At 35.7% G+C, this 26,047-nt stretch carries 21 protein-coding genes and 1 riboswitch; of the genes, 17 read left to right on the top strand and 4 right to left on the bottom strand.

Annotated features, from left to right (window positions below; all coding sequences use genetic code 11):
• Positions 1-246: 246 nt before the first annotated feature.
• The gene (locus HHU08_RS23650) at positions 247-804 is read left to right on the top strand and encodes a tyrosine-type recombinase/integrase (RefSeq protein WP_016201597.1); all 558 of its coding nucleotides are present in this window, start codon (positions 247-249) and stop codon (positions 802-804) included.
• Between the two features lie 38 nt (positions 805-842).
• Here the strand turns inward: HHU08_RS23650 and HHU08_RS23645 are convergent, their stop codons facing one another.
• Positions 843-1,535 carry a universal stress protein gene (locus tag HHU08_RS23645; RefSeq protein ID WP_016201598.1) on the bottom strand — a complete coding sequence of 231 codons (693 nt, stop codon included), beginning with the start codon at positions 1,533-1,535 and terminating at the stop codon, positions 843-845.
• A gap of 230 nt (positions 1,536-1,765) precedes the next feature.
• Between HHU08_RS23645 and HHU08_RS23640 the strand changes: the two genes are divergently transcribed.
• The 8 genes from HHU08_RS23640 to queF all read left to right on the top strand — a co-directional run bounded on the left by HHU08_RS23640 (position 1,766) and on the right by queF (position 8,396).
• Positions 1,766-4,183 (top strand): Na+/H+ antiporter subunit A, encoded by a 2,418-nt coding sequence (locus HHU08_RS23640; RefSeq protein ID WP_169189464.1) that lies wholly within the window; start codon positions 1,766-1,768, stop codon positions 4,181-4,183.
• Positions 4,167-4,592: a Na(+)/H(+) antiporter subunit B gene (locus HHU08_RS23635; RefSeq protein ID WP_016201600.1), complete on the top strand. Its 426-nt coding sequence runs from the start codon at positions 4,167-4,169 to the stop codon at positions 4,590-4,592. The genes HHU08_RS23640 and HHU08_RS23635 overlap by 17 nt, the downstream gene beginning before the upstream one ends.
• Positions 4,592-4,930: a Na(+)/H(+) antiporter subunit C gene (locus HHU08_RS23630; RefSeq protein ID WP_016201601.1), complete on the top strand. Its 339-nt coding sequence runs from the start codon at positions 4,592-4,594 to the stop codon at positions 4,928-4,930. Before HHU08_RS23635 ends, HHU08_RS23630 begins: the two co-directional genes overlap by 1 nt.
• Positions 4,923-6,407: a Na+/H+ antiporter subunit D gene (locus HHU08_RS23625; protein WP_016201602.1), complete on the top strand. Its 1,485-nt coding sequence runs from the start codon at positions 4,923-4,925 to the stop codon at positions 6,405-6,407. Before HHU08_RS23630 ends, HHU08_RS23625 begins: the two co-directional genes overlap by 8 nt.
• A gap of 36 nt (positions 6,408-6,443) precedes the next feature.
• Complete coding sequence (locus HHU08_RS23620) at positions 6,444-6,926, top strand: Na+/H+ antiporter subunit E (RefSeq protein WP_169189463.1); 483 nt, start codon at positions 6,444-6,446, stop codon at positions 6,924-6,926.
• A complete protein-coding gene (locus tag HHU08_RS23615) occupies positions 6,919-7,203 on the top strand; it encodes a Na(+)/H(+) antiporter subunit F1 (RefSeq protein WP_016201604.1) in 285 nt (94 codons plus the stop codon). The genes HHU08_RS23620 and HHU08_RS23615 overlap by 8 nt, the downstream gene beginning before the upstream one ends.
• A complete protein-coding gene (mnhG, locus tag HHU08_RS23610) occupies positions 7,181-7,561 on the top strand; it encodes a monovalent cation/H(+) antiporter subunit G (protein ID WP_016201605.1) in 381 nt (126 codons plus the stop codon). Before HHU08_RS23615 ends, mnhG begins: the two co-directional genes overlap by 23 nt.
• 163 nt (positions 7,562-7,724) lie before the next feature.
• A riboswitch (PreQ1 riboswitch) is annotated at positions 7,725-7,771 on the top strand.
• Positions 7,772-7,895: 124 nt separating this feature from the next.
• Entirely contained in the window at positions 7,896-8,396 is a 501-nt protein-coding gene (gene queF, locus HHU08_RS23605; protein ID WP_101728930.1) for a preQ(1) synthase, read from the top strand.
• A gap of 64 nt (positions 8,397-8,460) precedes the next feature.
• Here the strand turns inward: queF and HHU08_RS23600 are convergent, their stop codons facing one another.
• Positions 8,461-9,378 (bottom strand): aldo/keto reductase, encoded by a 918-nt coding sequence (locus HHU08_RS23600; protein ID WP_016201607.1) that lies wholly within the window; start codon positions 9,376-9,378, stop codon positions 8,461-8,463.
• Between the two features lie 257 nt (positions 9,379-9,635).
• Between HHU08_RS23600 and amyS the strand changes: the two genes are divergently transcribed.
• Positions 9,636-11,180, top strand: a complete 1,545-nt coding sequence (gene amyS / locus HHU08_RS23595; protein ID WP_101728929.1) for an alpha-amylase — start codon at positions 9,636-9,638, stop codon at positions 11,178-11,180.
• A 55-nt stretch (positions 11,181-11,235) separates the two neighbouring features.
• Here amyS and acsA read toward each other — a convergent pair whose 3' ends face one another.
• Entirely contained in the window at positions 11,236-12,954 is a 1,719-nt protein-coding gene (gene acsA / locus HHU08_RS23590) for an acetate--CoA ligase (protein WP_169189462.1), read from the bottom strand.
• A gap of 155 nt (positions 12,955-13,109) precedes the next feature.
• Positions 13,110-13,430 carry a DUF3899 domain-containing protein gene (locus HHU08_RS25300; RefSeq protein ID WP_224427793.1) on the bottom strand — a complete coding sequence of 107 codons (321 nt, stop codon included), beginning with the start codon at positions 13,428-13,430 and terminating at the stop codon, positions 13,110-13,112.
• Between the two features lie 549 nt (positions 13,431-13,979).
• On the opposite strand from HHU08_RS25300, the gene HHU08_RS23580 reads away from it, so the two are divergent.
• The 7 genes from HHU08_RS23580 to HHU08_RS23550 all read left to right on the top strand — a co-directional run bounded on the left by HHU08_RS23580 (position 13,980) and on the right by HHU08_RS23550 (position 26,042).
• Complete coding sequence (locus tag HHU08_RS23580; protein WP_169189461.1) at positions 13,980-15,650, top strand: peptide ABC transporter substrate-binding protein; 1,671 nt, start codon at positions 13,980-13,982, stop codon at positions 15,648-15,650.
• Between the two features lie 155 nt (positions 15,651-15,805).
• The gene (gene opp3b / locus HHU08_RS23575) at positions 15,806-16,735 is read left to right on the top strand and encodes an oligopeptide ABC transporter permease (RefSeq protein WP_016201613.1); all 930 of its coding nucleotides are present in this window, start codon (positions 15,806-15,808) and stop codon (positions 16,733-16,735) included.
• 1 nt (position 16,736) lies between these two features.
• Positions 16,737-17,891, top strand: a complete 1,155-nt coding sequence (opp3C, locus tag HHU08_RS23570) for an oligopeptide ABC transporter permease (protein WP_016201614.1) — start codon at positions 16,737-16,739, stop codon at positions 17,889-17,891.
• An 18-nt stretch (positions 17,892-17,909) separates the two neighbouring features.
• Positions 17,910-18,965, top strand: a complete 1,056-nt coding sequence (locus tag HHU08_RS23565; protein ID WP_016201615.1) for an ABC transporter ATP-binding protein — start codon at positions 17,910-17,912, stop codon at positions 18,963-18,965.
• Positions 18,962-19,903 (top strand): ABC transporter ATP-binding protein, encoded by a 942-nt coding sequence (locus HHU08_RS23560; protein WP_016201616.1) that lies wholly within the window; start codon positions 18,962-18,964, stop codon positions 19,901-19,903. Before HHU08_RS23565 ends, HHU08_RS23560 begins: the two co-directional genes overlap by 4 nt.
• Positions 19,904-20,399: 496 nt before the next feature.
• Entirely contained in the window at positions 20,400-22,886 is a 2,487-nt protein-coding gene (locus HHU08_RS23555; protein ID WP_205835687.1) for a helicase-related protein, read from the top strand.
• A 372-nt stretch (positions 22,887-23,258) separates the two neighbouring features.
• Positions 23,259-26,042: an ATP-binding protein gene (locus tag HHU08_RS23550; protein WP_169189460.1), complete on the top strand. Its 2,784-nt coding sequence runs from the start codon at positions 23,259-23,261 to the stop codon at positions 26,040-26,042.
• Positions 26,043-26,047 lie beyond the last annotated feature (5 nt).

Below are 26,047 nucleotides of genomic sequence, written 5' to 3'. Positions count from 1 at the left end.
AGAAAAGCAAAAGGTAATAGAAAAAACACATTCATTTTCACAAAGGTAGAAAAAGTCACAAAAGTCACAGAAAGTACCTTTTCAACAACAGAAGAAATCAAATTTCCGAAAAAACTTTTCAACAGACTATTTCCACACAAATGAAGCATACTACAAAAGAAAAAACATTCGATAAGAGATATTCATTGTAATGTTACTTAAATGATGATAACATAAAGTTATGTAACATTATTGGGAGGCAAACCGATGGAATATGTCGATCCTATAAAAGAAATTGAAAGTATTAATGCGATTAAAGAAGTGCTAAGGAAACAATCACAAAGAGATTTGCTCCTTTTTGTGTTAGGTATTAATACAGGAATAAGAGTTAGTGATCTACTCGCATTGAAAGTTCAGGATGTAAGGGATGAATCAGGGATTAAGGAGTTTTTGTATCTTCGTGATTCAGGTGAAGTAAAGGCATACTATTTAAACAGTAAGGTGCATGCTGAATTAGAAAGTTATTTGCAAGAACATGAATTCAAAGAGGATGAGTTTCTTTTTAAGTCTCAGAAGAATAATCAACCGATTACCCGCCAGCAGGCATATCGGATTATTAATAAGGCTGCGAAGTTAGTTGGAATTACGGGGAAGATTGGAATGCACACATTAAGAAAAACATTTGGCTATCATGCGTATCGAAAAGGGATTGCTATTTCGTTATTGATGGATGTATACAATCATACCTCTCGTTCGGAAACGCTAAAATATATAGGCATTAAAAAACAAGAAAAAAGACTAGTAAAAGTGGATGTCAATCTCTAAAGAAAAACTCCACCAAATTTGGTGGAGATTAGCCAGGACTATAGATAATCATCATCGTTACTAGCATTCGTGTCGATGTCAACATTTGTTAATTCGTTAACAATGTCCTCGTGTACTTGCACTTGCAGCGTTTCTTTATCTTTCATAAATTTGAATACACCATTATTAAAGTCCGTACCGTGTTCTTTAAAGAAAATTCCTTCATAAGCTACTTGTTTTGTATGATTGAAGATTAGGCGGTATCCATTTTGTTCTTTTACTAAATATGCACGTACACCTTTTTCATATTGTCCCTCTGGATTTTTCAAAAAACGGGCAACAGAAATGATATGAAGATCAACAAAAGGAATTTCACGTAATAACGAATTAATAATCGAGCCTTTTGCAATCTGCTCCCAACGACTTTGCGCTGTTTGACCAAGGACGATTTGTGTGATGTTCTTTTCTCTAGCTACTTCTGCAACTACTTTGGAGATTGGTCTAGATTCCTTATCTTTAATGATAAACGCATCAGCGCTATGATGTTCAGCCAATTCTTTCCATCTTGCGATATAATTTGATTTTTCTGCATCTAACTCATCGAATGGCTTTGAATCCACTGTTAGGATATAGAGTGGACAATCAAGCATATTAGCTAATTTACAACCACGTTGTATAAGACGTTCACCGTTAGGACCGTAATAAACGCAGACAAGAATACTTTCATCCATGCGTTCTTTTCCATTTACCATGATTTTTTCACCTCAGGTATAGATGTGAATGATTTACACCATTAATAATAAACTATGTATGACTATAACGTATGCTACTTTATGAGTCAATGTATTTCTTAAATAATCCAAATGAACAAATATAATCTGTTTCTTTTACTAATAGTAAGGTTAGACATAGTTTCCGTTATAAATACCTTTTTGTCTTAAGTTAATCAAAAATAGAACCAATTTAAAGGAGGGGAATAAAAATGACTTGGTTACATTTTATGATCTTATTTCCATTTATGTTTGCAATATTTGTACCTTTTATTTATAAAAGGCTAACGCCACGAATTCATACTGGCTGGTTCGTGCTATTTGTTCCATTAATCATTTTTATTTATTTGTTGACGTATATCCCGAAAATGGCAAAAGGAGATGTTTTTACTTCTACAGTCAAGTGGATACCTGCATATAGTATTAACTTTACTACGTATTTAGATGGGCTTAGCCTAGTTTTTGGATTGTTAATTGCAGGGATAGGAAGCTTAGTCATTTTATATTCTATTTTCTATTTATCAAAACATCGAGAAGCGTTGCATAACTTTTATGTATACTTATTGCTATTCATGGGAGCAATGCTTGGGTTAGTAATGTCTGATAATTATTATGTTTTATATGTGTTTTGGGAAATTACTAGTGTGTCGTCCTTTTTGTTAATTGCTTATTGGTATGAAAGGGACCGTTCAAGATATGGAGCACAAAAGGCAATGTTGATTACTGTTTTTGGCGGACTTGCGATGCTAGCTGGTTTGATCATGTTGTCTATTATGGCAGATACAACAAGTATTAGAGAGACGTTGCTTCAACTTAATCAAATCCATAGCCATGAACTATTTATACCTGCTATGATCTTAATTTTGCTCGGAGCATTTACGAAGTCGGCCCAATTTCCGTTTAGTATATGGCTTCCTGATGCAATGGAAGCACCAACGCCAATTAGTGCATACTTACATTCTGCGACGATGGTAAAAGCAGGGATTTATCTGGTTGCACGTTTAACACCAATTTTTGGCGGAACAATAGAGTGGTTTTGGCTTGTTGTAGGCATAGGGATTTTTACTTTATTATATGGGTCCTTTAATGCTGTGAAACAGACTGATTTAAAGGCATTATTAGCATACTCGACTATAAGTCAATTAGGATTAATTATGAGCTTGCTGGGGCTAGGATCTGCTGCGTTATATAAGGATTTAGGAGTAGATGAGGCAGCGTTATATGCGACGGCTATCTTTGCAGCTATTTTTCACTTAGTAAACCATTCAACGTTTAAGGGTTCTTTATTTATGGTAGTAGGAATTATTGACCATGAGACTGGTACTCGGGATTTGAGAAGACTAGGCGGTCTCATTCACTTAATGCCTATTTCCTTTACCCTTACAGTAATTGGCAGTTTTTCAATGGCAGGTCTTCCTCCATTTAATGGTTTCTTAAGTAAAGAAATGTTCTTTACAGCTGTAGTGAATGCATCGCATATGGAAATATTTAATCTTCAGCATATTGGAATCTTACTTACGATTGTCGCTTGGATTGCCAGTGTGTTTACATTTATTTATTGTATGATTTTAGTTTTTAAAACCTTTAGAGGAAAAAATAAAGCACCTAAACTAGATAAAGAGGTGCATGAAGCACCTATTGGCTTATTAATCTCGCCAATGATCTTAGGTGTACTTGTGATTGTTTTCTTCTTTATTCCTAATCTCGTATCAAAGTATTTATTAAAACCAGCCTTTGCCTCTATTTTGCCGTCACTTGCACATACGGTTGACTCTAAGAAAATTAGTGCCTTCCATGGGTTTAATACAGAACTTTGGATGACAATTGGTGTGGTAGCATTGGGAACGATTTTATATTTACTACTAAAAAAATGGTATAAGATTTATCGTCTATATCCACAAGCCTTTACATTAAGCAACTTATATAATCTTAGCTTGGAGTATGTAGAAAAGCTGTCTAAATCCATTACTAATTTTTATATGACAGGATTTCTACGTGATTACTTAGTCTATATTTTTGGATTCATTATTATAATCATCGGAGGTTCCTTGCTGCTGTTTAATGGAGTTACGTTTGATATGTCTCAAGATTCTCCGATAAGTATTTTTGATATAGGAATAGTCATTGCGATGATTATTAGCTCCGTTACAGTTCTACTCTCCAAATCAAGAATTACCTCGATTGTGGCTGTAGGAGCGTTAGGGTTTCTAGTTTCGTTTTTCTTTGTTCTTTTCAGAGCTCCAGATTTAGCATTGACTCAATTAGTAGTAGAAACAGTAACCACCGTTTTATTTCTACTGTGCTTCTATCATTTACCGCAATTAAAGAAGGAAATCAGCAGAGTTCGTTTTAAAGCGGTTAATGCTATTGTTTCTATAGGAGTAGGTGTTGTAGTAACGATTATTGCTCTTTCTGCTAACGGTACACATTTGTTTGACTCTATTTCGAGTTACTATGAGGATTCCTATAAGCTGGCCGGGGCAAAAAATATCGTAAATGCCATTTTGGTTGATTTTCGTGGAATAGATACTATGTTAGAGATTCTTGTGCTTACCGTTGCAGGCTTAGGTGTATACACGTTAATAAAGGTAAAACTAGTAGGAGGGGATAAAAATGAAGAAACCAAATGATATTATTATTCGAAGTATCACAAAGGTTGCTGTCGTGATTATTCTCACCTTCGCCATAAATCTTTTTGTCTCTGGGCATCATTTTCCAGGGGGCGGATTTATTGGTGGACTCACTTTTGCTGCTGCGATTATTTTGCTTTTTCTAACCTTTGATATAGAATCGGTGCGGAAGAATATTCCCGTAGATTTTAAAGTACTCGCAGGGGTTGGTGTATTAATCGCTGTCTTAACGGGTATTGGTGGAATGGTATTAGGTGAGGCATTTTTAACGCAAGCCTTTGGTTATTTTGATTTACCAATCTTCGGAAAAACAGAGCTAGCAACGGCTGTTATTTTTGATATTGGAGTTGCTTTAGCTGTTATTGGGACGGCTATAACCATTATTATGACGATTGGGGATGATCGATAATGGAGACTTTAATGTCTATTCTTGTAGGAATATTATTCTCGATTGGAATTTATCTTATTTTAACAAAGACTTTATTACGAATAATTTTAGGAACATCAATTCTTGGTCACGGTGTAAATTTGCTTATTATTACAATGGGAGGGTTGAATAAAGGAGGTCCACCACTCTTAGGAATAACGGATCATACTTTTGCAGACTCATTACCACAAGCATTGCTGCTTACCGCCATTGTTATAAACTTTGCAACGACTGCTTTGTTTTTAGTATTGAGTTATCGAGCATATAAAGTACTTGGCACCGATGATACAGATCTACTGAGGGGTAATGAGGATGAATAATATTGTAATATTGCCGATCATCCTTCCGATTGTATTTGCGATGATTATGGTAATTTTTAGAGACAAGGTCATGCTCCATCGTGTACTAAGCTTGGTAGCGATTGGTTCTGTGTTTGTGGTGACTGTCATTTTGATTGGGCAAATAAAGCATGCAGGAATTCAATCAGTCCAGTTGGGAGGATGGGAAGCACCATTTGGTGTAAGTATGGTTGCAGATATGTTTGCAGCTATTCTCGTTTTAGTTACTAGTATTGTAAGTTTCTGTTGTTTACTGTACGCATTTCATTCAATCGGAGAGCAAAGGGAAAAATATTATTTTTATCCGTTATTTTTGATTCTGGTAACGGGTGTAAATGGATCCTTTTTTACAGGGGATATATTTAACCTATTTGTTTGTTTTGAAGTGATGCTAGTTGCTTCCTATGTTTTAATTTCTTTAGGTGGAACAAGGGTTCAGTTAAGAGAATCGATTAAATATATTTTAATTAACATCATCTCTTCTTTTCTATTTCTTGTTGCAATTGCTTATTTATATGCGATTACAGGAACATTAAATTTTGCGCATTTATCCGTTCGTATTGCTGAAGTTGGTCAAGATGGATTAATGACAACTGTAGCCATTCTCTTTTTAGTGGTGTTTAGTCTAAAGGCTGGGCTATTTTTATTCTTCTGGCTTCCTGGATCTTATAGTGCACCACCGACAGCTATCTCTGCTATTTTTGCGGCTCTTTTAACAAAAGTCGGTATGTATGCGATTATCAGAGTCTTTACCTTGATTTTTTATCATGAAGTTCAAATCACTCATCTATTGATTGGTATACTCGCAGCTATTACAATGACGCTTGGTGCGATCGGAGCAGTTGCTTATCGAGATATCTATAAGGTTATGACCTATAATGTGGTCATTGGTGTTGGCTTTATTTTAGCGGGATTGGCGACTTACACGACAGTAGGGTTGACTGGTTCCATCTATTATTTCATTCACGATATGGTAATTAAAGCACTTATTTTCCTATTGGGGGGCACCATTATTCATCTTACTGGTACAAGTAAACTAGATGATATGAATGGATTGATTCGCTTGCATCCTCAATTAGGTTGGATGTTCTTTATTGCAGCATTGTCCTTATCTGGAATTCCCCCTTTAAGCGGTTTTCTGGGTAAAATATTTATTACACAAGGAACTTTTACTGCTGAATATTATTGGCTAGGTGCATTTGGACTGATAAGTAGTCTATTTGTTCTTTATTCCATAATGAAAGTATTTATGTCCGTGTTTTGGGGCTATACAGATTTAACGCTAGAACAAGAAAAAGGGACAACAAAGGGATTAATGCTACCTATTGCTCTGCTTACTTTCTTAACGATTGCTTTAGGATTAGGGACAGAAGGAATACATCAATATGTAGATACAGCAGTGGAAGGGTTAATGAATCCTCATTATTATATAGAAGCTATTTTGGGAAATGGAAAATAAAGTGAGTGATTAAATAGGCAGAAAGGGGTGGTAACCATGCCCATGCAAATACTAATTAACTTGTTAATAGGTGTCGTATGGATGTTCTTGCAGGACACCTGGAATGTTTTAACCTTCTTTACAGGTTATTTATTTGGAATACTTGTTCTTTTCATTCTACGTCGATATATGCCTACTAAATTTTATTTAGAGACATTTATAGCTGTAGTTAAGCTATTTATTGTATTTATTGAGCAACTGTTTACTTCGAGTGTAGTCGTTATTCGTCAAATAACCCAACCAAAACTTAATATTTCCCCAGGAATATTTTCTTTGGAGACGGAATTGGAGGGGGAGTTAGAGGTATCTTTATTAGCTTTATTGATGAACTTAACCCCAGGATCGGTCGTTGTTGAGGTTGCACCTGATAATAAAAAGTTTTTTATCCATGCTATGGATATAACAGCTCAAAAAGAATCAATTTTTCATTCGAAAGAAAAATTTGAAAAAGCTATAAAGAGGGTGACACGGTATGATTGATAACTTATTAGTTGGATCCTTAATTTTACTTATTTTGTCTATACTTGCAACAGTCTATCGGCTGGTCAAAGGACCATCTGCTCCTGACAGAATACAAGCACTAGATAGTTTAGGAATTAACTTAATTGCTGGAGTAGCTATATTTTCTGTCCTGCTTCGAAATACAGGTTTCTTTGAGGTAATTTTATTGATTGGGATTCTATCGTTTATTGGAACGATTGCTTTTGCCCGATACATTGAAAGAGGTGTGGTCATTGAACGAAAGCAATCCGATTGAGCTAATAGCTGTTCTGTTAATTTTCTGCGGTGCAATCTTCTGTTTTCTTAGTTCCTTTGGGTTAATAAGGCTGCCTGATGTGTATACAAGGTCTCATGCTGCCTCAAAGGGATCAACGATGGGAGTGCTTTTTACACTGGTTGGTACATTTTTCTTTTTTATAATAGAAGGCGTTTTTAGTATCCGGCTATTTTTAGGAATATTCTTTGTTTTTCTAACTTCACCTGTCGCCTCACATGTAGTGGTTCGTTCAGCGTATCGTTCCAAGGTTAAGCTTGCGGATGTAACAGTACAGGACGATTTAAAGGTGGAAATGGAAAAGGAAGGAATCAAGCCGCTAGAAGTTCAGCCTAAGTAGTAGGGGATAGATAGTCCAGAGCCGCAGAGGAGCGGTTCTACTGAGGTCCATTTGGATGTCCTCAATAGAACCGTCCGTCCGCGCCCCCTTTGCTTACCTCAAATTTCTAATTGACGAATTTTCGCCGATTCTATATAGTTAAAAAAGATACACCCGTACTGAAGCGGGAGAGGTTCATAGCGAATACCCTCTATAAAAAACTATGGATACATGCAATCTACGCCATGTCCATAAAGGATATGGCTTTTTTGTTTGATTCAGTTGGTTTTTCTGCTAAGGTAAATGCCTCTCTTTTCAGCAGTGTTGGGAAACACCAAACAAGGAGGACTCTTTCATGTCTGGAAGAAAGAACGAAGAAGGATTACAAGACTTAACTTTATTAGGAAACCAAAATACTCCATATAAAAGTGATTATGCACCAGAGGTATTAGAATCTGTAGATAATCTTCACTCTGATAGAGATTATTTTGTAAAATTTAATTGTCCGGAGTTTACTAGTCTTTGTCCAATAACAGGCCAGCCTGACTTTGCGACAATGTATATCTCTTATATACCAAATAAGAAGATAGTGGAAAGTAAATCTTTAAAATTATATTTATTTAGCTTCCGTAATCATGGTGATTTTCATGAAGATTGCGTCAATATTATTATGAATGATTTAATTAAACTATTGGATCCAAGATATATTGAGGTATGGGGTAAATTTACTCCACGGGGTGGAATTTCAATCGACCCATGGTGTAATTATGGAAAACCAGGAACGAAATTTGAAGAGATGGCGACACACCGTTTAATGAATCATGATATGTATCCTGAAAAAGTAGACAATCGATAATAAAAAACAGTTACCTGCTCGTTATTTTTCCGGGGAGGTAACTGTCTTTTTAGTTTAAATTTAGTTATGGTAAAATATTGCCCGCTGCACGGTAAATGCTGTACCACTCTTCCCTTGTCAAATGAACGTCACTTGCGTTACAGCAGTCTATTAAGCGATCTATATTCATTGTTCCAATAACGGGTTGCATTTTAGCAGGATGACGCAATAACCAAGCGATCGCAATCGTTGTATTGCTAACTTGATACTTGTCTGCAATTTCATCCATTTGTTTATTTAGTTCAGGGAATTTTTCGTTCCCAAGGAAGACCCCTTCAAAGAAACCAAATTGGAACGGAGACCAAGGCTGAATAGTGATATCATGTAAGCGACAGAAGTCTAAAATGCTGCCGTCACGGTTAATAGCAGAGTCATTTTCCATATTCACATTAATCCCATTTGAAATCATATTTGCATTCGTAATACTTAATTGTAATTGATTAGCAACAAGTGGCTGTTTTACATGCTTTTGCAACAATTGAATTTGCATCGGATTTTGGTTAGAAACGCCAAAATGACGCACTTTTCCTGATTGTTCAAGTTTATCGAAAGCCTCTGCGACTTCTTCAGGTTCCACTAATGCATCTGGACGATGTAATAGAAGAACATCTAAGTATTCGGTGTTTAGTCTTTTTAGAATGCCATCTACTGAATCTAAAATATGCTCTTTTGAAAAGTCGAACATGCCTTTACGAATACCACATTTAGATTGTAAGATAATCTTCTCACGAACACTTGGAGACATATGGATAGCATCTGCAAATATTTCTTCGCAAACACCACTACCATAAATATCTGCATGATCAAAGAAGTTAGCCCCTTGTTCTAAAGAAGTTTGGACAAATCGTTCTGCTTCATTTTTTTCTAATGAGTTAATACGCATGCAACCAACTGCAACTACAGGTACTTCTAAATTACTGCTACCTAGTTTCATTGTTCTCATGATTTCTATTCCTCCTAAATAAATTGGAAAGCGCTTTTATTATTTTATCATTCATTTTGACATAATAATGGCTTAAACAGCAAATATTAAGTACTTTTTATCCCGCTCTTAACAGGCAGTATGACCCAACCACAAGCTGAGGGGATTTTTTTAAAAAAGAAATGAAAGATGTCCTATTTACTATTCCGTCCTATTAAATTTATAATTATTAAGGAGGGTTGAAAACGCTTTCTTAACAAAGGAGAGGTGGGAGAAGAATGAAAGGTTTTATAGGTAAAACGTCTATTATTGTAATTATTATTTTCTTGTTGTTTCCCTTAGGAAGTGAGAAGTTCGCATCAGCGGCTTCTACAAATGGAACGATGATGCAATATTTTGAATGGTATTTGCCGAATGATGGAAATCATTGGACAAGGCTTCAAAATGATGCGGCAAATCTAGCTAATAAAGGAGTAACTGCTGTCTGGATTCCTCCAGCATATAAGGGAACAAGTCAAAATGATGTGGGATATGGTGCATATGATTTATATGATTTAGGCGAGTTTAACCAAAAAGGAACAGTCAGGACGAAGTATGGCACAAAAGCTCAATTAAAATCAGCAATCGCAGAATTACATAAAAAAAATATAAATGTATATGGTGATGTAGTGATGAACCATAAAGGGGGTGCTGATTTTACGGAGAACGTAACTGCCGTTGAAGTAGATCCCAATAATAGAAATAATGAAACATCGGGCAACTATCAAATTTCTGCATGGACAGGCTTTAATTTTCCTGGCCGAGGTAATACTTACTCTCCGTTTAAATGGAGCTTGTATCATTTTGATGGGACAGATTGGGATGAGAGCAGACAACTAAACAGAATCTATAAATTTCGTGGAACAGGAAAGGCTTGGGATTGGGAAGTTTCCAATGAAAAAGGAAATTATGACTATTTAATGTATGCAGATATTGATTATGATCATCCAGAAGTAGTAAGTGAAATGAAAAGCTGGGGAACCTGGTATGCTAAAGAATTAAATTTAGATGGGTTCCGATTAGATGCGGTTAAACATATAAAGCATGATTACTTACGGGATTGGGTTACCCATGTAAGAAATCAAACAGGTAAAGAGATGTTTACTGTAGCGGAATATTGGCAAAATGATATTGGAACGCTAAATAATTATTTAGCAAAGACAAATTATAATCAGTCTGTTTTTGATGCACCCCTTCATTATAATTTTCATTATGCATCTAATAGTAATGGAAATTATGACATGAGGAATATTCTAAAAGGAACAGTAATGGAAAGCAATCCTAGACTGGCAGTTACCTTAGTTGAAAACCATGATTCCCAGCCAGGGCAATCTTTGGAATCTGTTGTAAGTACATGGTTTAAACCTTTAGCCTATGCTTTCATTCTTACAAGAGCAGAAGGATATCCATCTGTCTTTTATGGAGATTATTATGGAACGAAAGGGAATAGCAATTATGAGATTCCGTCATTAAAAGCACAGTTGGATCCAATTCTAACTGCCCGTAAAGATTATGCATATGGTACACAGCGTGACTATATTGACCATTGGGATATTATTGGTTGGACAAGAGAGGGAGATACTGCTAAAGCAAAATCTGGACTAGCCACCTTAATAACAGATGGTCCTGGAGGGTATAAGTGGATGGAAGTAGGAAAACAAAATGCCGGAGAAGTCTGGTACGATATAACGGGGAACAGAAAAGAAACAGTCACTATTAATAGTGATGGCTGGGGCCAATTCTATGTAAATGGAGGCTCACTTTCTATTTATATACAAAAATAAGGAAGAGAAGAGTTACCTTGCTCACTGGTAACTCTTCTCTTTGTATGTTGTTAAATTAATCTTCCATTGTAGAAAGGTCTCCAGTAGGGAGTCCAAGTTCCCAAGCTTTTAATACACGTCTCATAATTTTTCCACTCCGTGTTTTTGGAAGCTTTTCACAGAATTCAATTTCTCTTGGGGCAGCATGAGCAGCCAAACCTGTTTTCACAAATAAACGTATTTCTTCTTTTAATTGATCCGTTTTTTCATAGCCATCAACTAGTGCAATAAAGGCTTTAATAATTTCGCCTCTAATAGGATCTGGTTTTCCGATGACACCTGCTTCTGCTACGGCAGGAAATTCGATTAGTTTACTTTCTACCTCAAATGGTCCAACTCGTTCACCAGCGGTCATAATAACATCATCGACTCGACCTTGGAACCAGAAATAACCCTCTTCATCCAAATAAGCGGAATCTCCAGACACATACCATTGATCATGTTGGAAATAACTATTAAATTTTTCTTCATTGTTCCATATTGTGTACATCATTGATGGCCAGCCTTTTTTAATGGCCAAATTCCCCATTTGATTAGGCGGAAGGATATTTCCATCATCATCTAAAATAACTGCTTCAATCCCTGGAAGTGGTTTCCCCATGGAACCTAACTTAATGTCCATACAAGGTAAATTACATATTAGCTGAGCACCGGTTTCTGTCATCCACCAAGTATCATGGATACGATGTCCAAATACATCAAATCCCCAGCGAATTACTTCAGGATTAAGCGGTTCGCCTACGCTTAGAATATGACGCAAGGAAGAGAGTGTATATTTTTCTGTTACTTCCGCTCCAGCAGCCATCAGCATTCTAAAGGAGGTAGGGGCACTATACCAAACGGTCACTCCAAAGGTTTCAATCGTTTTATACCATATATCAGGACTAAAGCGGCCACCTGCAACAACATTTGTGGAGCCAGTAAGCCATGGACCAAAGATTCCGTAAGAAGTACCTGTAACCCAACCTGGATCAGCAGTACACCAGTATACGTCATCTTCTTGTAAATCTAATACCCACTTTGCTGTTTGGTAATGTTGAATCATAGCATTGTGAACATGAAGCACACCTTTTGGTTTTCCAGTTGAACCAGAGGTGTAGTGTAGGATTAATCCATCTTTGCGATCGACCCATTCTATGTCTAAATCTGTAGAGGCTGTTTGAAAATGATGAAGGAAATCTTTTGTTTTATTATCTTCTTGTATGTTTTCCCCTACAATAAAAATAGTTTCTAAAGCAGGCAATTCTGTATGTGGAATTCTATTTACCAGTTCAGGTGTTGTAATGATTACTTTTGCTTCACTATCATGCAGGCGGTCTTTTACAGCATCTTCCATAAAGGCTTCAAACAGTGGACCAACAATAGCTCCTAATTTGATTGCTCCAAGTAAAGCAAAATATAACTCTGGTGAACGAGGCATGAAAATAAACACACGATCCCCTTTGTTCACTTTTCCTACATCCTTTAATACATTCCCAGCTTTATTTGAGAATTTCTTTAAGTCTTTAAATGTGTAAGTTTCTTTTCTTGATGGATGAAAATAATGGAGGGCTACTTTATTGGCGCGGTAGTTTTCAGCATGACGGTCAATTGCCTCATAGGCCAAATTAACTTTTCCAGTCTGATGCCAAGAAAAATCCTTTTCTGCTTGGTCCCATTTGAAATGTTGGTACAATTCCTCATAGTTTTCAAGGTTATGCTTGCCTTTAACAGGTGGAAACGCTTCCAATTTCATTAATACATCCCCCTCATTTCAATTTTTTTACAACATTATTATAATTGGTAAACACTATATATACAATTTTAATGTTGTAATTAAATAAATATTCCTACATTTTGAAAAAATGAGATGGAATGTATGGGGGCAAAAGCCTATTTCAAGGCTCATAGTTAAACATAGTAAGTCAGTAGTAAAATTAATAAATAAATTAGTAGCATGAAAGCTTGAAATTTAAGGATAGAATAAATTCCTTTATTAAATTTTTGAGAAGGGAGAGGTTTTTCCTTCCATTCGTCCAAATAATCATTACTTTTTAGAATAACATGATGAAATCTTCGGAAACTGAATGTCACACCGTCCAAGAAGCCTCCCTTTGCAATATACATAAATAGAAAAATAACGAGATAAAAGAAAGTTAAATAATAGACGGAATTAATATAAAGAACAAAAGAATATTCTGAGGAAAAAATAAGAAAAAGAACGAACGTCATGAAGATATTTATTAGGAAAACAGACCATTTTTTATTATGCATGAATTTTCACCTTTATTAATAAGTTTTTAACGCGAATAATCGTATTTTACCTTAACTCGATCAGAAAGTACATTTTGAATAAAGTTGTAAAATACTTCTATTCTTACATTATGAATTAACATTGTGGAATATTGTTTTCCTTTTACACTAAAAATAAGAAAAATCACCAATAGAATAAAATCACCTACTATAAAAAATTCTACCATAATAAAATCATCTACTAATATAAGGTAAAAAAGTATATTGGCATATGGATATTTTTGACATAGCATCAGTCTTTTGCCATATTATATACCTATTAATTTAAAGAATTTTTTAGAATTTTATCAAAAAAGTAAGCGTTGTCTTTATTGGTTTAACGCATGATTGCCCTATCATTATATAACAATATTTGAAATTATCTCTATATTTAGTCTTTACAACTCTACTAGAATAATAGTATACTCACTTTAGCTTCTTTTTTAGATGTAATTTACAGAATAATATAACAATGGGGGGTCTTTTTTAATGAAGCGAAAATTTACTTGGCTGCTTTCACTGACGTTAGTGTTGAGTGTATTTTTAGCAGCATGTTCTGGTGGCGACGACAAAGCATCTGAAGGTTCAGATAAGCCAGCAGAAAATACAGATGTAGAACAAGTATTAAACTTAATTAACGGAGATGCGATTCCATCAATGGATCCATCAATGGCAACTGATGAATATGGTTTCCAATTCTTAGGTGCTACAATGGAAGGTCTTTATCGTTTAGGTGAAGATGCTAAAGTTGAAAAAGGTATTGCAGAATCTCATGAAGTATCTACAGACGGTTTAACTTGGACATTCAAGTTACGTGAAGATGCAAAATGGTCAAACGGAGATCCTGTAACTGCTAACGATTTCGTTTATGCTTGGCAACGTGCAGTAAACCCTGACACTGGTTCTGAGTACGGTCCATACATGATGGGCGGCGTAATCAAAAACGCTACTGAAATCAGCAAAGGCGAAAAGAAACTAGAAGAATTAGGAGTTAAAGCAGATGGCGACTACACATTAGTTGTTGAACTTGCTAATCCAACTCCATATTTCGAGTCTTTAACAACTTTCGGTACGTTCTTACCATTGAACCAAAAATTCGTTGAAGAAAAAGGCGATGCGTTCGCTACTAGCTCTGAAAATCTATTAGCTAACGGTCCATTCGTGTTAGAAAACTGGGAAAGTACTGCTCAAAAGTGGAATCTTGCTAAGAATGACACTTACTGGGATGCAGGTACAGTTAAGCTAGAAAAGATTAATTATGTTGTAGTTAAAGATGCTCAAACAATGGTTGACCTATATGAAAAAGGTGAAGTTGACCGTGCGAGCTTGTCTTCAGACTTAGTTGACCAATACTCTTCTGATGAAGATTATACAATTAAAGCAGACAACTCTGTATTCTATATGAAAATTAACCAAACAAGAAACGAAGCACTTGCAAACACAAATATTCGTGCTGCTATCAGCCGTGCGTTTGATAAACAAGCTTTAGTAGACACTATTTTAAATAATGGTTCTTTAGTTGCTAACGGTTTAATTCCAGCTGAATTCACTCCAATGCCAGATGGTAGTGGTGATTTCCGTGAAGTTAGTGGCGATCTTGTAACATATGATACTGCTGCTGCAAAAGAATTCTGGGAAAAAGGTCTACAAGAATTAGGTGTTGATTCCGTAGAAATCGAATTCTTAGGTGGAGATACAGATGTATCTAAAACGATGAATGAATACCTTGCTAACCAATTACAAACAAACCTACCAGGTTTAAAAGTAACTCTAAAACAAGTACCATTTGAGCAACGTTTAGATTTAGATACTAAGCAAGATTACGATCTACAATTATCTGGTTGGGGTCCTGACTACCTAGATCCATACACTTTCTTAAGCCTATGGATTACTGATGGTGGAAACAACAAAATGGGTTACTCTAATGCAGATTATGATAAGTTATTAGAGGAAACTACTACAACTTTAGCTACAGACAATGAAGCTCGTTACCAAAACTTCTTAGAAGCTGAAAAAATTCTATTTGAAGATGCAGCAATCGCTCCTGTATATCAACGTGCTGGCGCATTCCTATCATCTCCAAAAATTCAAGGCTTAATCGAAAATCCATTTGGACCAACTTATGAATACAAATGGACTAGTGTAGGAGCTGCAGAGTAATTTCGCTTTTTTGAAAAATTCGATGCTATGAAATAAGAGGGAGTGTATGCTTTTATAGCATATACTCTCTTGTATTTTTGAGTAGGAAAATTCTGATTATAGCAAAAATAAATTATTATGCTATAATAAACAAAGAAAAATTAGGAGGTGCACAGATGGCTCGATATCTTCTTCGACGTTTATGGTATATGTTCATAACATTGTTCATTATCGCTACAGTATCCTTCTTCCTGATGAAGTTCCTTCCAGGGAGTCCACTGAAAGCTGACGATAAGTTAAGTGAAGAGCAAAAAACAATTATTTTGGAAAAATATGGATTGAATGATCCGGTTCCTGTACAATATGTACGATACTTAGGAAACCTTGTGCAAGGGGATTTAGGTGTTTCATTTGCATTTGATAATACCCCTGTTACGAAAATACTATCCTCAAAAATCGGTCCGTCCGCACTTTTAGGTGGACAAGCATTAGTTCTAGGGACAGTGGTCGGGATTCTACTAGGCTTGATAGCCTCCATTTATAGGAACGGTCCAGTCGATTATACGTCTACGATTATCGCTGTACTGGGGACATCGGTTCCATCGTTCGTTTTTGCAGGACTATTGCAATATGTTTTCGCAGTAAGAATGGATTTACTACCAGTAGCTCTCTGGGGCGGCTTTGAATATACCATTCTACCAACTATCGCACTTGCAATCTCCCCTTTAGCAGTTGCTGCGAGGTTCACACGAACAGAAATGATTGAAGTGTTGCATTCAAATTATATAACAACAGCTCGTGCAAAAGGGGTTACTGAAGCAGGAATTATTTTCAAACATGGATTGCGAAATGCATTGATTCCGCTAGTAACAGTAATTGGCCCTATGGCAGTTAGCTTAATGACAGGATCATTAGTAATTGAGAAAATTTTTGCAATACCTGGGATTGGAGAACAATTTGTTACATCTGTTACTGTAAATGATTATCCGACAATTATGGGAACAACATTATTATTTGCTTTTGGCTTTGTTATCATAATTTTAATCATTGACCTCCTATATGGATTAATTGATCCGAGAATTAGAATTGCAGGAGGAAAAAAATAAAATGGATAAAAAGAATCTTAATCAAATAGATAAAAATTTATTTAGACCTCTTAAGCAAGAAGAGAATATTAGTGAGAAAATAACTGCACCAAGTAGAACCTTTAGTCAGGATGCAAGAAGAACGTTGTTTAAAAATAAACCTGCAATAGTAAGTATATTTATAATATTATTAATAATCTTAATGAGTATTATTGGTCCCCATATGAATGATTACGGGAATAATGGACAAGATTTGTCTCGTGCAAAGCTTCCTCCTAGAGTACCAGTATTAGAGAATGTTTCTTGGTTAGGTCTAAATGGTACTTTATCAGGTAGATATGAAGGTACGAATGTAAAAGATGCAACTGCCAAAGCAATGGCTCGTTATAAGAGCACAGATGAGTTTGTTGATATTAAAGTTCTAGATGAAGGAGACGGTACAAGAAATTCTGCTGCAGTAAGAGCAACCTTCCACATCTATGAAGCGAAAGAACTTAATGATACTTATTTCTGGTTTGGGACTGATACACTAGGCCGTGACCAATGGACAAGACTTTGGGAAGGTACAAGAGTATCATTGATCATTGCATTTGTTGCAGCGATACTTGATTTATTAATTGGTGTAACCTATGGTGGTGTATCTGGATTTTATGGTGGAAGAGTCGATAACGTATTACAGCGTATCGCGGAAGTATTAGTAGGAATACCAAACCTAGTAGTTATTCTGTTAATGATGCTTATCCTCCAGCCTGGGATAGTTTCCATTGTTATTGCATTAGCGATTACAGGATGGATCGGAATGTCCCGTATTGTTCGTGGAGAAGTATTAAAGCTTACAAATCAAGAATTCGTACTTGCTGCGAGAACATTAGGGACGTCAAATGGTACGATTATTAGACGACACTTAGTTCCGAATATTACTGGAATTATTATTGTTAATACAATGTTCTCGATTCCTGGAGCTATTTTCTTCGAAGCATTCCTAAGCTTCATCGGACTTGGTATTGTACCTCCGAAAGCCTCATTAGGTGCTTTGATTGAGCTTGGATTTGCTAACTTGCGATTATATCCGTATTTACTAGTTTTCCCAGCGACTGTATTGTCAGTATTAATGATTGCATTCAATATATTGGGTGATGGTTTGCGTGATGCATTCGACCCTAAAATGCATAAATAAGAGAGTAGGTGTTTATAAATGAGTAAATTATTAGAAGTCAAAGATTTAAGAGTATCATTTAACACCTACAACGGTGAAGTACAAGCTGTTCGCGGTGTTAGCTTTGAGTTAAATAAAGGAGAAACACTAGCAATTGTAGGGGAATCCGGTTCTGGTAAATCCGTTACTTCTAATGCTTTAATGAGACTACTTCCCGAACCGCAAAGTGTCATTAAAAGTGGAGAAATATTATTAGAAGGCGAAGATATTGTTAAAAAGTCCAAGAAAGAAATGCAAAAAATTCGCGGTAAAGATATTTCAATGGTGTTTCAAGATCCGATGTCTTCCTTAAACCCAACAATGAAAATTGGGAATCAGATCATGGAAGGTCTAATTAAGCATCAAAACATGAACAAATCTGATGCAAAGAAACGTGCTCTTGAGCTGCTTGAGTTAGTTGGTATTCCACAACCGGAAATTCGTATTAACCAATTTCCACACCAATTCTCAGGTGGAATGCGTCAACGTGTGGTTGTTGCAATCGCGCTTGCGTGTAACCCGAAGATTTTAATTGCTGATGAACCAACAACAGCACTTGATGTTACGATTCAGGCACAAATTTTAGAATTAATGAAAGACATTCAAAAGAAAACAGATAGTGCGATTATTTTTATTACTCATGACCTTGGCGTTGTAGCAAACGTTGCAGATCGCGTTGCGGTTATGTATGCTGGAAAGATTGTTGAAATTGGAACAGTTGATGATATTTTCTATAATCCGAAGCATCCATATACATGGGGATTAATAGGATCTATGCCAACATTAGACAGTACGGATGAAGAGCTTTTCGCTATACCTGGAAGCCCACCGAATATGTTAAAGCCTCCAGCAGGAGACGCATTTGCGCCTAGAAATCAATTTGCACTAGAAATTGACACGGTAATGGAACCACCAATGTTTAAAGTTTCGGATACGCATTATGCAGCAACTTGGTTATTGCATGAAGATGCTCCAAAAGTTGAGCCACCAGAAGCTGTTAAACAAAGAATGCTTGGTTTCGCGAAAACAGGTCGCAAGGACGGTGAAAAACGTTGACTAGAGAAAAATTACTAGAAGTAAAAAACTTGCAAAAGCACTTTTCCGCAGGTAGAGATAGAATCATCAAAGCGGTGGATGGTGTATCCTTTGAAATTTTTAAAGGAGAAACATTTGGTCTAGTTGGAGAATCTGGTTGTGGGAAATCTACAACAGGAAGAACAATTATCCGTCTTTACGATGCAACAGGTGGAGAAGTTAAATTTGAAGGCGAAGATGTGCACGGTAAAAAATCAAAGGCAGAGCTTCGCAAATTCAACCAAAAAATGCAAATGATTTTCCAAGATCCGCATTCATCTCTAAATCCACGTATGACAGTACTTGATATCATTGCAGAAGGTATTGATAATCATAAGCTTGCAAAAACACCAGAAGAGCGTCGTCAAAGAGTAGAAGAGCTACTAGAAGTAGTAGGATTGAATAAAGAGCATGCTACACGCTTTCCGCACGAATTTAGTGGTGGTCAGCGCCAAAGAATCGGGATTGCTCGTGCACTAGCTGTTGAGCCAGATTTCATTATCTGTGACGAGCCGATTTCTGCACTAGACGTTTCCATTCAAGCACAGGTTGTTAACCTTTTGAAAAAGCTGCAAAAAGAACGCGGACTAACGTATTTATTTATTGCCCATGACCTTTCAATGGTTAAATATATTAGTGACCGTATTGGCGTTATGTATATGGGTAACCTGGTAGAGCTTGCAGAAGCAGATGAACTGTATGAGAACCCAATTCACCCATACACAAAATCATTGCTATCAGCAATTCCGCTTCCAGATCCACGTTATGAACGTGAACGTAAAAGAATTGCTTATGATCCATCTGTACATGATACAAGTGAACCAGCCGAATTAAGAGAAGTTGCTCCAGGTCACTTTGTACGTTGTACAACGAAAGAATTAGAGCAATACAAACGCGAGTTAAGCTTAAAGAAAAACTAAGTAAAAATTTAATCTATTAAAGAAGATCCTCCCAAATAATCCTTGCCAAAGTGCAAGGATTTTTATTATTTCCTGAGAAATCTTATTTACATTCTTTATTCCCCTCTTTGAAAAAAATAATCGTAAATAACAGAAAAACTATTTTCTAAAAATCGATAAAAACTGACATTCACCGTGTAGACTTAACAGTAATCTTTCTTACTTTTTTAAATAGATAGTGTTTATTAACAAAAAAGTGTTTATAAGTATTTAGGAGACGGACAAATAGCAATAAATTTTACAAAAAGAGCTTAAATAAAGGCTGCTTTCATAAAGTTTGTTGCTCCATTTTTCCAACTAATTCTTTTTTTTGATTGAAAAAACACAATCCTTTAGAAAACAGCCTAAATAAAACATAAGAAAATCCAAAAAATATTAAAAAAATCTACATGTCTAAGATAAAATAAAGGAAAATAAGAAAAAGAAGGATAGTAATCCATTATTATAGGAGTTCATCATGATAAATCAAATATTAAAAACCCAGTATGATAAAGCGGTTCAACAAACAAAAATGCATATTATAAAGGATGTAAATAAGTATTTAGAAAACAAAGAAAGTCTACCGACATTTGCACAGTATATGGCAGATCGGAAAGTTTATATAGAGCAAATTTGGTTAAACACATGGCTTAATATAGCAACTAGTTATATAAAGTACGCTGAAAAGAAACAATATCTTACAAATAAAGGATTGGATATTAGCTACCTTAGTAAAAAGCAGATCAATCGATTATTTCGAAGTGAAATACGAGATGTTGGCGCATTTTCTTATGAAGAGTGGCTGACAAAAAAGTTAGGGGAAGATAAGGAAAACTGGAAAAACAAATATAGAAAGCAACGAGTAGCATATGTAGAAAAAGTGGAAGAACAGAAAGACATGGAAACAAAGCGTAAATATACAGTGAAGTTTTCTTATTATATCGAACAATTGATAGAGAAACATTATGAGGAACTGTTTCTTTATATTCGCTATTTAACTGGAAGTAATATTGCGCTTGAGATAGACAGAAATGGTATTATTTTATCTTCCATGGAGTTAACCTTTGAAGAATATTTATCGAATGAAATGAATATGCCTTATAATCAATTTTATTTTTTAGAGGATCGGACAGAGGCATATGAAAATCTAATCCTTCAACATCTAATCGATTTTTTTCCTACTTGGGTAAAAGACAGATTGCCAACTCGTATAAAGGAAGAATATACGGAAGTATATAGTCATTCCTTAACCAATTCTTCTTTGCTTGAAGCAAGTATGCCGTTACTTCAAGAAGTGACAGTAGAATTTTTAGAGGATTTGTTGCCTGAATACGTAATAGATTTGGAAAAATTATTGGACATTCCTTTTGATATGGAGATTCATAAAGAGATTATGGAAAAAGATAGACAAAGGAAGGCGCAAAAGGAAGCAGAGGATCGGGAAGAGCAAAGACGTCGCAAAGAAGAAGAAGCTAGAATGATTGAGGATATATTTGGTAGGGAATATTATCCTCCAACCAATATAGATGTTAAATATGTACTTCATACAGGGGAGACAAATACTGGTAAAACTTTTCAGGCTATTAACCGGATGATGGAAGCTAGTAGTGGTTTATATTTGGCACCATTAAGATTATTAGCACTAGAAATTTATGAGAAACTAAATCAGCAAGGGATTCCTTGTTCCCTTAAAACAGGAGAAGAAGAAAAGCTTGTTCTTAATGCACAGCACCAATCAAGTACGGTGGAAATGTTTCATGAAAAAAACTATTACGAAGTGATCGTTATTGATGAAGCCCAAATGATTGCAGATAGGGAAAGAGGATTCTCCTGGTACCGGGCTATTACGAAAGCAAATGCGAATGAGGTTCATATTATCGCAAGTCTTCATGCAAAAAACATGATTTTACAGCTATTAGGCGATACAAATGTAGAGGTTCATGAGTATCGAAGAGAGACACCACTACAGGTAGAAAATGATTTATTCCAGCTCAGCCATACGAGAAAAGGAGATGCCCTTGTTTGCTTTTCAAGAAGGAACGTATTAGAAACAGCTTCCGAGCTACAAAGAAGGGGCTGGCAAGTCAGTGTTATCTATGGAAGTATGCCCCCGGAAGCAAGGAAAAAACAAATGGAGCGTTTTATTAAGGGAGAAACGAAAGTTATTGTTTCGACAGATGCGATTGGGATGGGGCTGAATTTGCCAATAAGGAGAATCGTTTTCTTAGAAAATGACAAATTTGATGGTATTAGAAGAAGAATGTTAACCTCTCAGGAAGTTAAGCAGATTGCAGGAAGAGCAGGAAGAAAGGGAATTTATGATATTGGGCGAGTTGCTTTTACAAGTGATCGTAAAAAGATGAAATATTTATTAGAAAAAAAGGATACGGACCTTTTTGGATTTACAATAGCGCCTACAAGTGCCGTTTTAGAAAGATTTCAAAAGTATTCCAATAATCTCGGCTTGTTCTTTTATCTATGGGGACATTTTAAAAGCCCTGAGGGAACGAAAAAGGCATCTTTAGCAGAGGAAATGCTGCTATATGAAATGATTATGGATACGATGGTCGAAGCGAGAATGTCCTTATATGATTTATTTAGTTTTTTGAAGCTCCCGTTTGCAACAAGTGAAAGTTCATTACGAGTCCAGTGGAAAACGAATATGGAAGCAATTGTTGAAAACAGGGATTTACCAGAACCAAAAATAAAGCAGGATAGCTTAGAGGAGTTAGAGCTTGCTTATAAATCTATCGGGCTTCATTTATTATTCTTATATCGATTAGAAAGAAGAACAGAAGCCTATTATTGGGAAAAGGTTAGATTGGAATTGAGTGATCAAATTAATGAGCAACTAAAGAAAGGGATAAAAGGAAAGAGACGGATAAAGAGATGTAAAGTATGTGGAAAAGAATTATCCGCCAAAAGTAAATTTTCAGTGTGTAATGAATGTTTTTACAAAAAATAAAGGATAACTAAACGAAGTTATTTTATAGATAGGCTGCTTACTATAAGATTGTTGTTTTTTATAAGGGGATAATTTTTCAAGAGATACTGAGTAGCCTGAAGATACATAGACGCCCGGAGGTTGAGACCTCGCAAGTGTATTCAGGCTTCCGGTTAATGGCAACAAACTATACTAAAACAGTCTTTAGAGAAAAAGGTTTTTTGCTTGTAAAATTGCCAAAGGATGTTTCAAAGAATAAGCTTGAAAAGTTGTACCATGAAAAAAAGTAATATAAACTATATGAAATAGAGTAAAATAGAACAAATTCCCTTTTCATTTTTGTTACAGATACTATACTATTAAAATAGAAAATAAGTTAAGGAAGGTAATCAAATGGAATCGAAATTTAAATTTGGAATTCGCTCCAAAATTATCCTTGGTTACATTGTTATCATTCTTTGCTTACTTGTGTCGGTAATTCTACTAAATAATCAAATTCGTTCCCTTCAGCAGGAACGTAACTCGATTATCAATTATGATTCTCGCATATATGAATTAACTTCTTCCATTGAAAAAAGTATATTAGATATGGAAACAGGTCAGCGTGGATATATAATCACAGGTAACCAAAGTTACTTAAGTCCGTATAACGATGGGAAGGAAAATTGGGAAACGCAATTTGATGAGCTATATCATTTAATGCAAAATAAACCTGCACAGCAGGACAATTTGCTAGAAATAAAGGAAAGTATTGAGAGTTGGATTAATATAGCAGGAGAGCCAACCATCCAATATAAAGCACAAAACAATACAGAGGCACTTAATGAATTTTTTGAGGCAGATATTGGTCGAGATTACATAAACGATATTACAGCAAAATTTATGAATCTTAGAGATACTGAAAAGACAGCATCTGCTAATAGAGCGGCACAGCTAGATAAACAAAATAATATATTAACGATCGGGTTATTTGGTGCATTAGTTTTGATTTCACTTGTCGCTATTATGATGGCGAGTCAAACATCTAAATCAATTGTTAGAACGATAAGAGAAGTAACAGGATCTATTAAGACAATTGCTGCATCTAAAGGAAACGTCACTACCCGAATTCATGTCCGGACAAACGATGAAATAAAAGAGCTTGCTGATGCAACAAACGGACTTCTTGATGCCGTAGAGCAGAGAGAATGGTTACAATCTAATGTTGCTGATATTGTTATGAAATTTCAAGGGATTCCCTCTATTGAAACATTGGCTAGCGTGTTTATAACAGAAATAGCACAAAAAACAGATGCAAGTTTTGGTGCCTTTTATGTAAAGGATAAACAACAGAAAAGGGAAATGTATGTAAAAACAGCAACCTTTGCTGAATCAGGCGATACAATTGGAAGAGATTCTTTCCAATTAGGAGAAGGGCTTATTGGACAAAGCGCAAAAGAACAACGCATTCTGTACTATAAGGAAGTTCCAAGTGATTATCGCTTAATTGCAACAGGTTTAGGGGATGTATCGCCACGAAGCATTATTATTGTACCGGTTATGTTTGAAGGAGACGTAATTGCTGTATTAGAGCTTGCAACCATGACAGAATTTACAAAGCTTCAACAAGATCTAATAGCTGGTATAGTGGAAACGTTCGGATTAACCATCAATAGTATTATGGGGAGAATGGAAGTAGTTCGCCTATTAAATGAATCGAGAGCCATGACAGAAGAGTTACAAGTACAATCAGAAGAACTGCAGACACAGTCAGAGGAATTGCAGTCCCAGTCTGAAGAGTTACAAATGCAAAAAGAAGAACTGATGGCTACCAACGAGCAGCTAGAAGATCGGACAAGAGAAGCGGAAGCGAAGACAAGAGATTTAGAAAAAGCAAAAGAAGAATTAGAAGAGAAAACAGAATTGGTCATTCAAAATTCTAATTATAAATCAGAGTTTTTAGCTAATATGTCTCATGAATTAAGAACACCGCTAAATAGTATTCTTATTCTATCAGAAATGTTAGCTGAGAATGATTCGAATCATTTATCGGCAGAAGAAATGGAATTTGCGAATGTTATTCATTCCTCCGGTAAAGATCTTCTTTCCCTTATCAATGATATTCTCGATCTTTCAAAAGTAGAGGCAGGAAAGCTCGATGTACATTTTGGAGAAGTAAGTATCCATGATATTACTTCACAGTTGGAAAGAAGTTTCGCTCCTGTTGCCAAACAGAAGGATGTAGAATTTGTTGTGAATAAACAGGAAGATCTCAAAGACATTTTATATACAGATGAGAAGAGATTCCAACAAATTATTAAAAACCTATTATCCAATGCGTTTAAATTTACGGAAAGCGGAACAGTATCTTTAAATATTAAGAAGAAAAACCAAATAAGTCGCAGTATGAGAGAATTAAGCGGTGAGTGGTTGGAAGTTTCCGTGTCTGATACAGGTATTGGAATCCCGAAAGATAAACATAAGCTTATCTTTGAAACATTCCAGCAAGCAGATGGTGCTACTGTTCGTAAGTATGGAGGTACAGGTTTAGGGTTATCTATTTGTAGGGAATTTGCTAGATTACTAGGTGGTTGGATTTCCTTGAAGAGCACGGAAGGTAAAGGAAGTACCTTTACTCTTATTATTCCAAGTCTTCCTAATGGAATAGCGGATGCTAAATTGAATATTAGTGAAATGAATGTGGCTGCAACTATGGAAGTGAAAAAGCAAGAAGTTCGTCAAGAAATAGATCTGGAAGAACAAAAGCAAGAAAAAGAAAGAAAAACGGAAATCATATTAACTAACGATGATCATGAGAATGTATTTAAAGGGAAAAGGGTACTAATTGTAGATGATGATAACCGTAATATTTATGCTCTAAAAACGACGCTGGAAAAAAGAGGGATGGATGTCCTTGTTGCGTATAATGGTAGGGAATGTCTGGACATTCTCGATGGAACAACGGATTTAGACGTTATTCTAATGGATATTATGATGCCAAATATGAACGGCTATGAAACAATGACTATTATTCGTCAAACGATGAATTTGACAGAGATACCTATTATTGCCTTAACTGCAAAAGCGATGAAAAACGATCGAGAAAAATGTTTAGAAGCGGGTGCATCTGATTATATTAGTAAGCCGCTAGATTTAGATCAGTTATACTCGGTCCTAAGAGTATGGCTAGCTAAGTAAGGAGG

It is taken from the genome of Niallia alba (assembly GCF_012933555.1).
In the GTDB taxonomy this organism is placed as follows: Bacteria; Bacillota; Bacilli; order Bacillales; family Cytobacillaceae; genus Niallia; species Niallia alba.
This window is presented reverse-complemented; position numbering and strand designations above follow the sequence as displayed.

Bases quoted from the DNA above. Each gene is read 5' to 3' on its own strand.
- HHU08_RS23650 (WP_016201597.1), top strand. From the start codon at position 247: ATGGAATATGTCGATCCTATAAAAGAAATTGAAAGTATTAATGCGATT.
- HHU08_RS23645 (WP_016201598.1), bottom strand. From the start codon at position 1,535: ATGGTAAATGGAAAAGAACGCATGGATGAAAGTATTCTTGTCTGCGTT.
- HHU08_RS23640 (WP_169189464.1), top strand. From the start codon at position 1,766: ATGACTTGGTTACATTTTATGATCTTATTTCCATTTATGTTTGCAATA.
- HHU08_RS23635 (WP_016201600.1), top strand. From the start codon at position 4,167: ATGAAGAAACCAAATGATATTATTATTCGAAGTATCACAAAGGTTGCT.
- HHU08_RS23630 (WP_016201601.1), top strand. From the start codon at position 4,592: ATGGAGACTTTAATGTCTATTCTTGTAGGAATATTATTCTCGATTGGA.
- HHU08_RS23625 (WP_016201602.1), top strand. From the start codon at position 4,923: ATGAATAATATTGTAATATTGCCGATCATCCTTCCGATTGTATTTGCG.
- HHU08_RS23620 (WP_169189463.1), top strand. From the start codon at position 6,444: ATGCCCATGCAAATACTAATTAACTTGTTAATAGGTGTCGTATGGATG.
- HHU08_RS23615 (WP_016201604.1), top strand. From the start codon at position 6,919: ATGATTGATAACTTATTAGTTGGATCCTTAATTTTACTTATTTTGTCT.
- queF (WP_101728930.1), top strand. From the start codon at position 7,896: ATGTCTGGAAGAAAGAACGAAGAAGGATTACAAGACTTAACTTTATTA.
- HHU08_RS23600 (WP_016201607.1), bottom strand. From the start codon at position 9,378: ATGAGAACAATGAAACTAGGTAGCAGTAATTTAGAAGTACCTGTAGTT.
- amyS (WP_101728929.1), top strand. From the start codon at position 9,636: ATGAAAGGTTTTATAGGTAAAACGTCTATTATTGTAATTATTATTTTC.
- acsA (WP_169189462.1), bottom strand. From the start codon at position 12,954: ATGAAATTGGAAGCGTTTCCACCTGTTAAAGGCAAGCATAACCTTGAA.
- HHU08_RS25300 (WP_224427793.1), bottom strand. From the start codon at position 13,430: ATGACGTTCGTTCTTTTTCTTATTTTTTCCTCAGAATATTCTTTTGTT.
- HHU08_RS23580 (WP_169189461.1), top strand. From the start codon at position 13,980: ATGAAGCGAAAATTTACTTGGCTGCTTTCACTGACGTTAGTGTTGAGT.
- opp3b (WP_016201613.1), top strand. From the start codon at position 15,806: ATGGCTCGATATCTTCTTCGACGTTTATGGTATATGTTCATAACATTG.
- opp3C (WP_016201614.1), top strand. From the start codon at position 16,737: ATGGATAAAAAGAATCTTAATCAAATAGATAAAAATTTATTTAGACCT.
- HHU08_RS23565 (WP_016201615.1), top strand. From the start codon at position 17,910: ATGAGTAAATTATTAGAAGTCAAAGATTTAAGAGTATCATTTAACACC.
- HHU08_RS23555 (WP_205835687.1), top strand. From the start codon at position 20,400: ATGATAAATCAAATATTAAAAACCCAGTATGATAAAGCGGTTCAACAA.
- HHU08_RS23550 (WP_169189460.1), top strand. From the start codon at position 23,259: ATGGAATCGAAATTTAAATTTGGAATTCGCTCCAAAATTATCCTTGGT.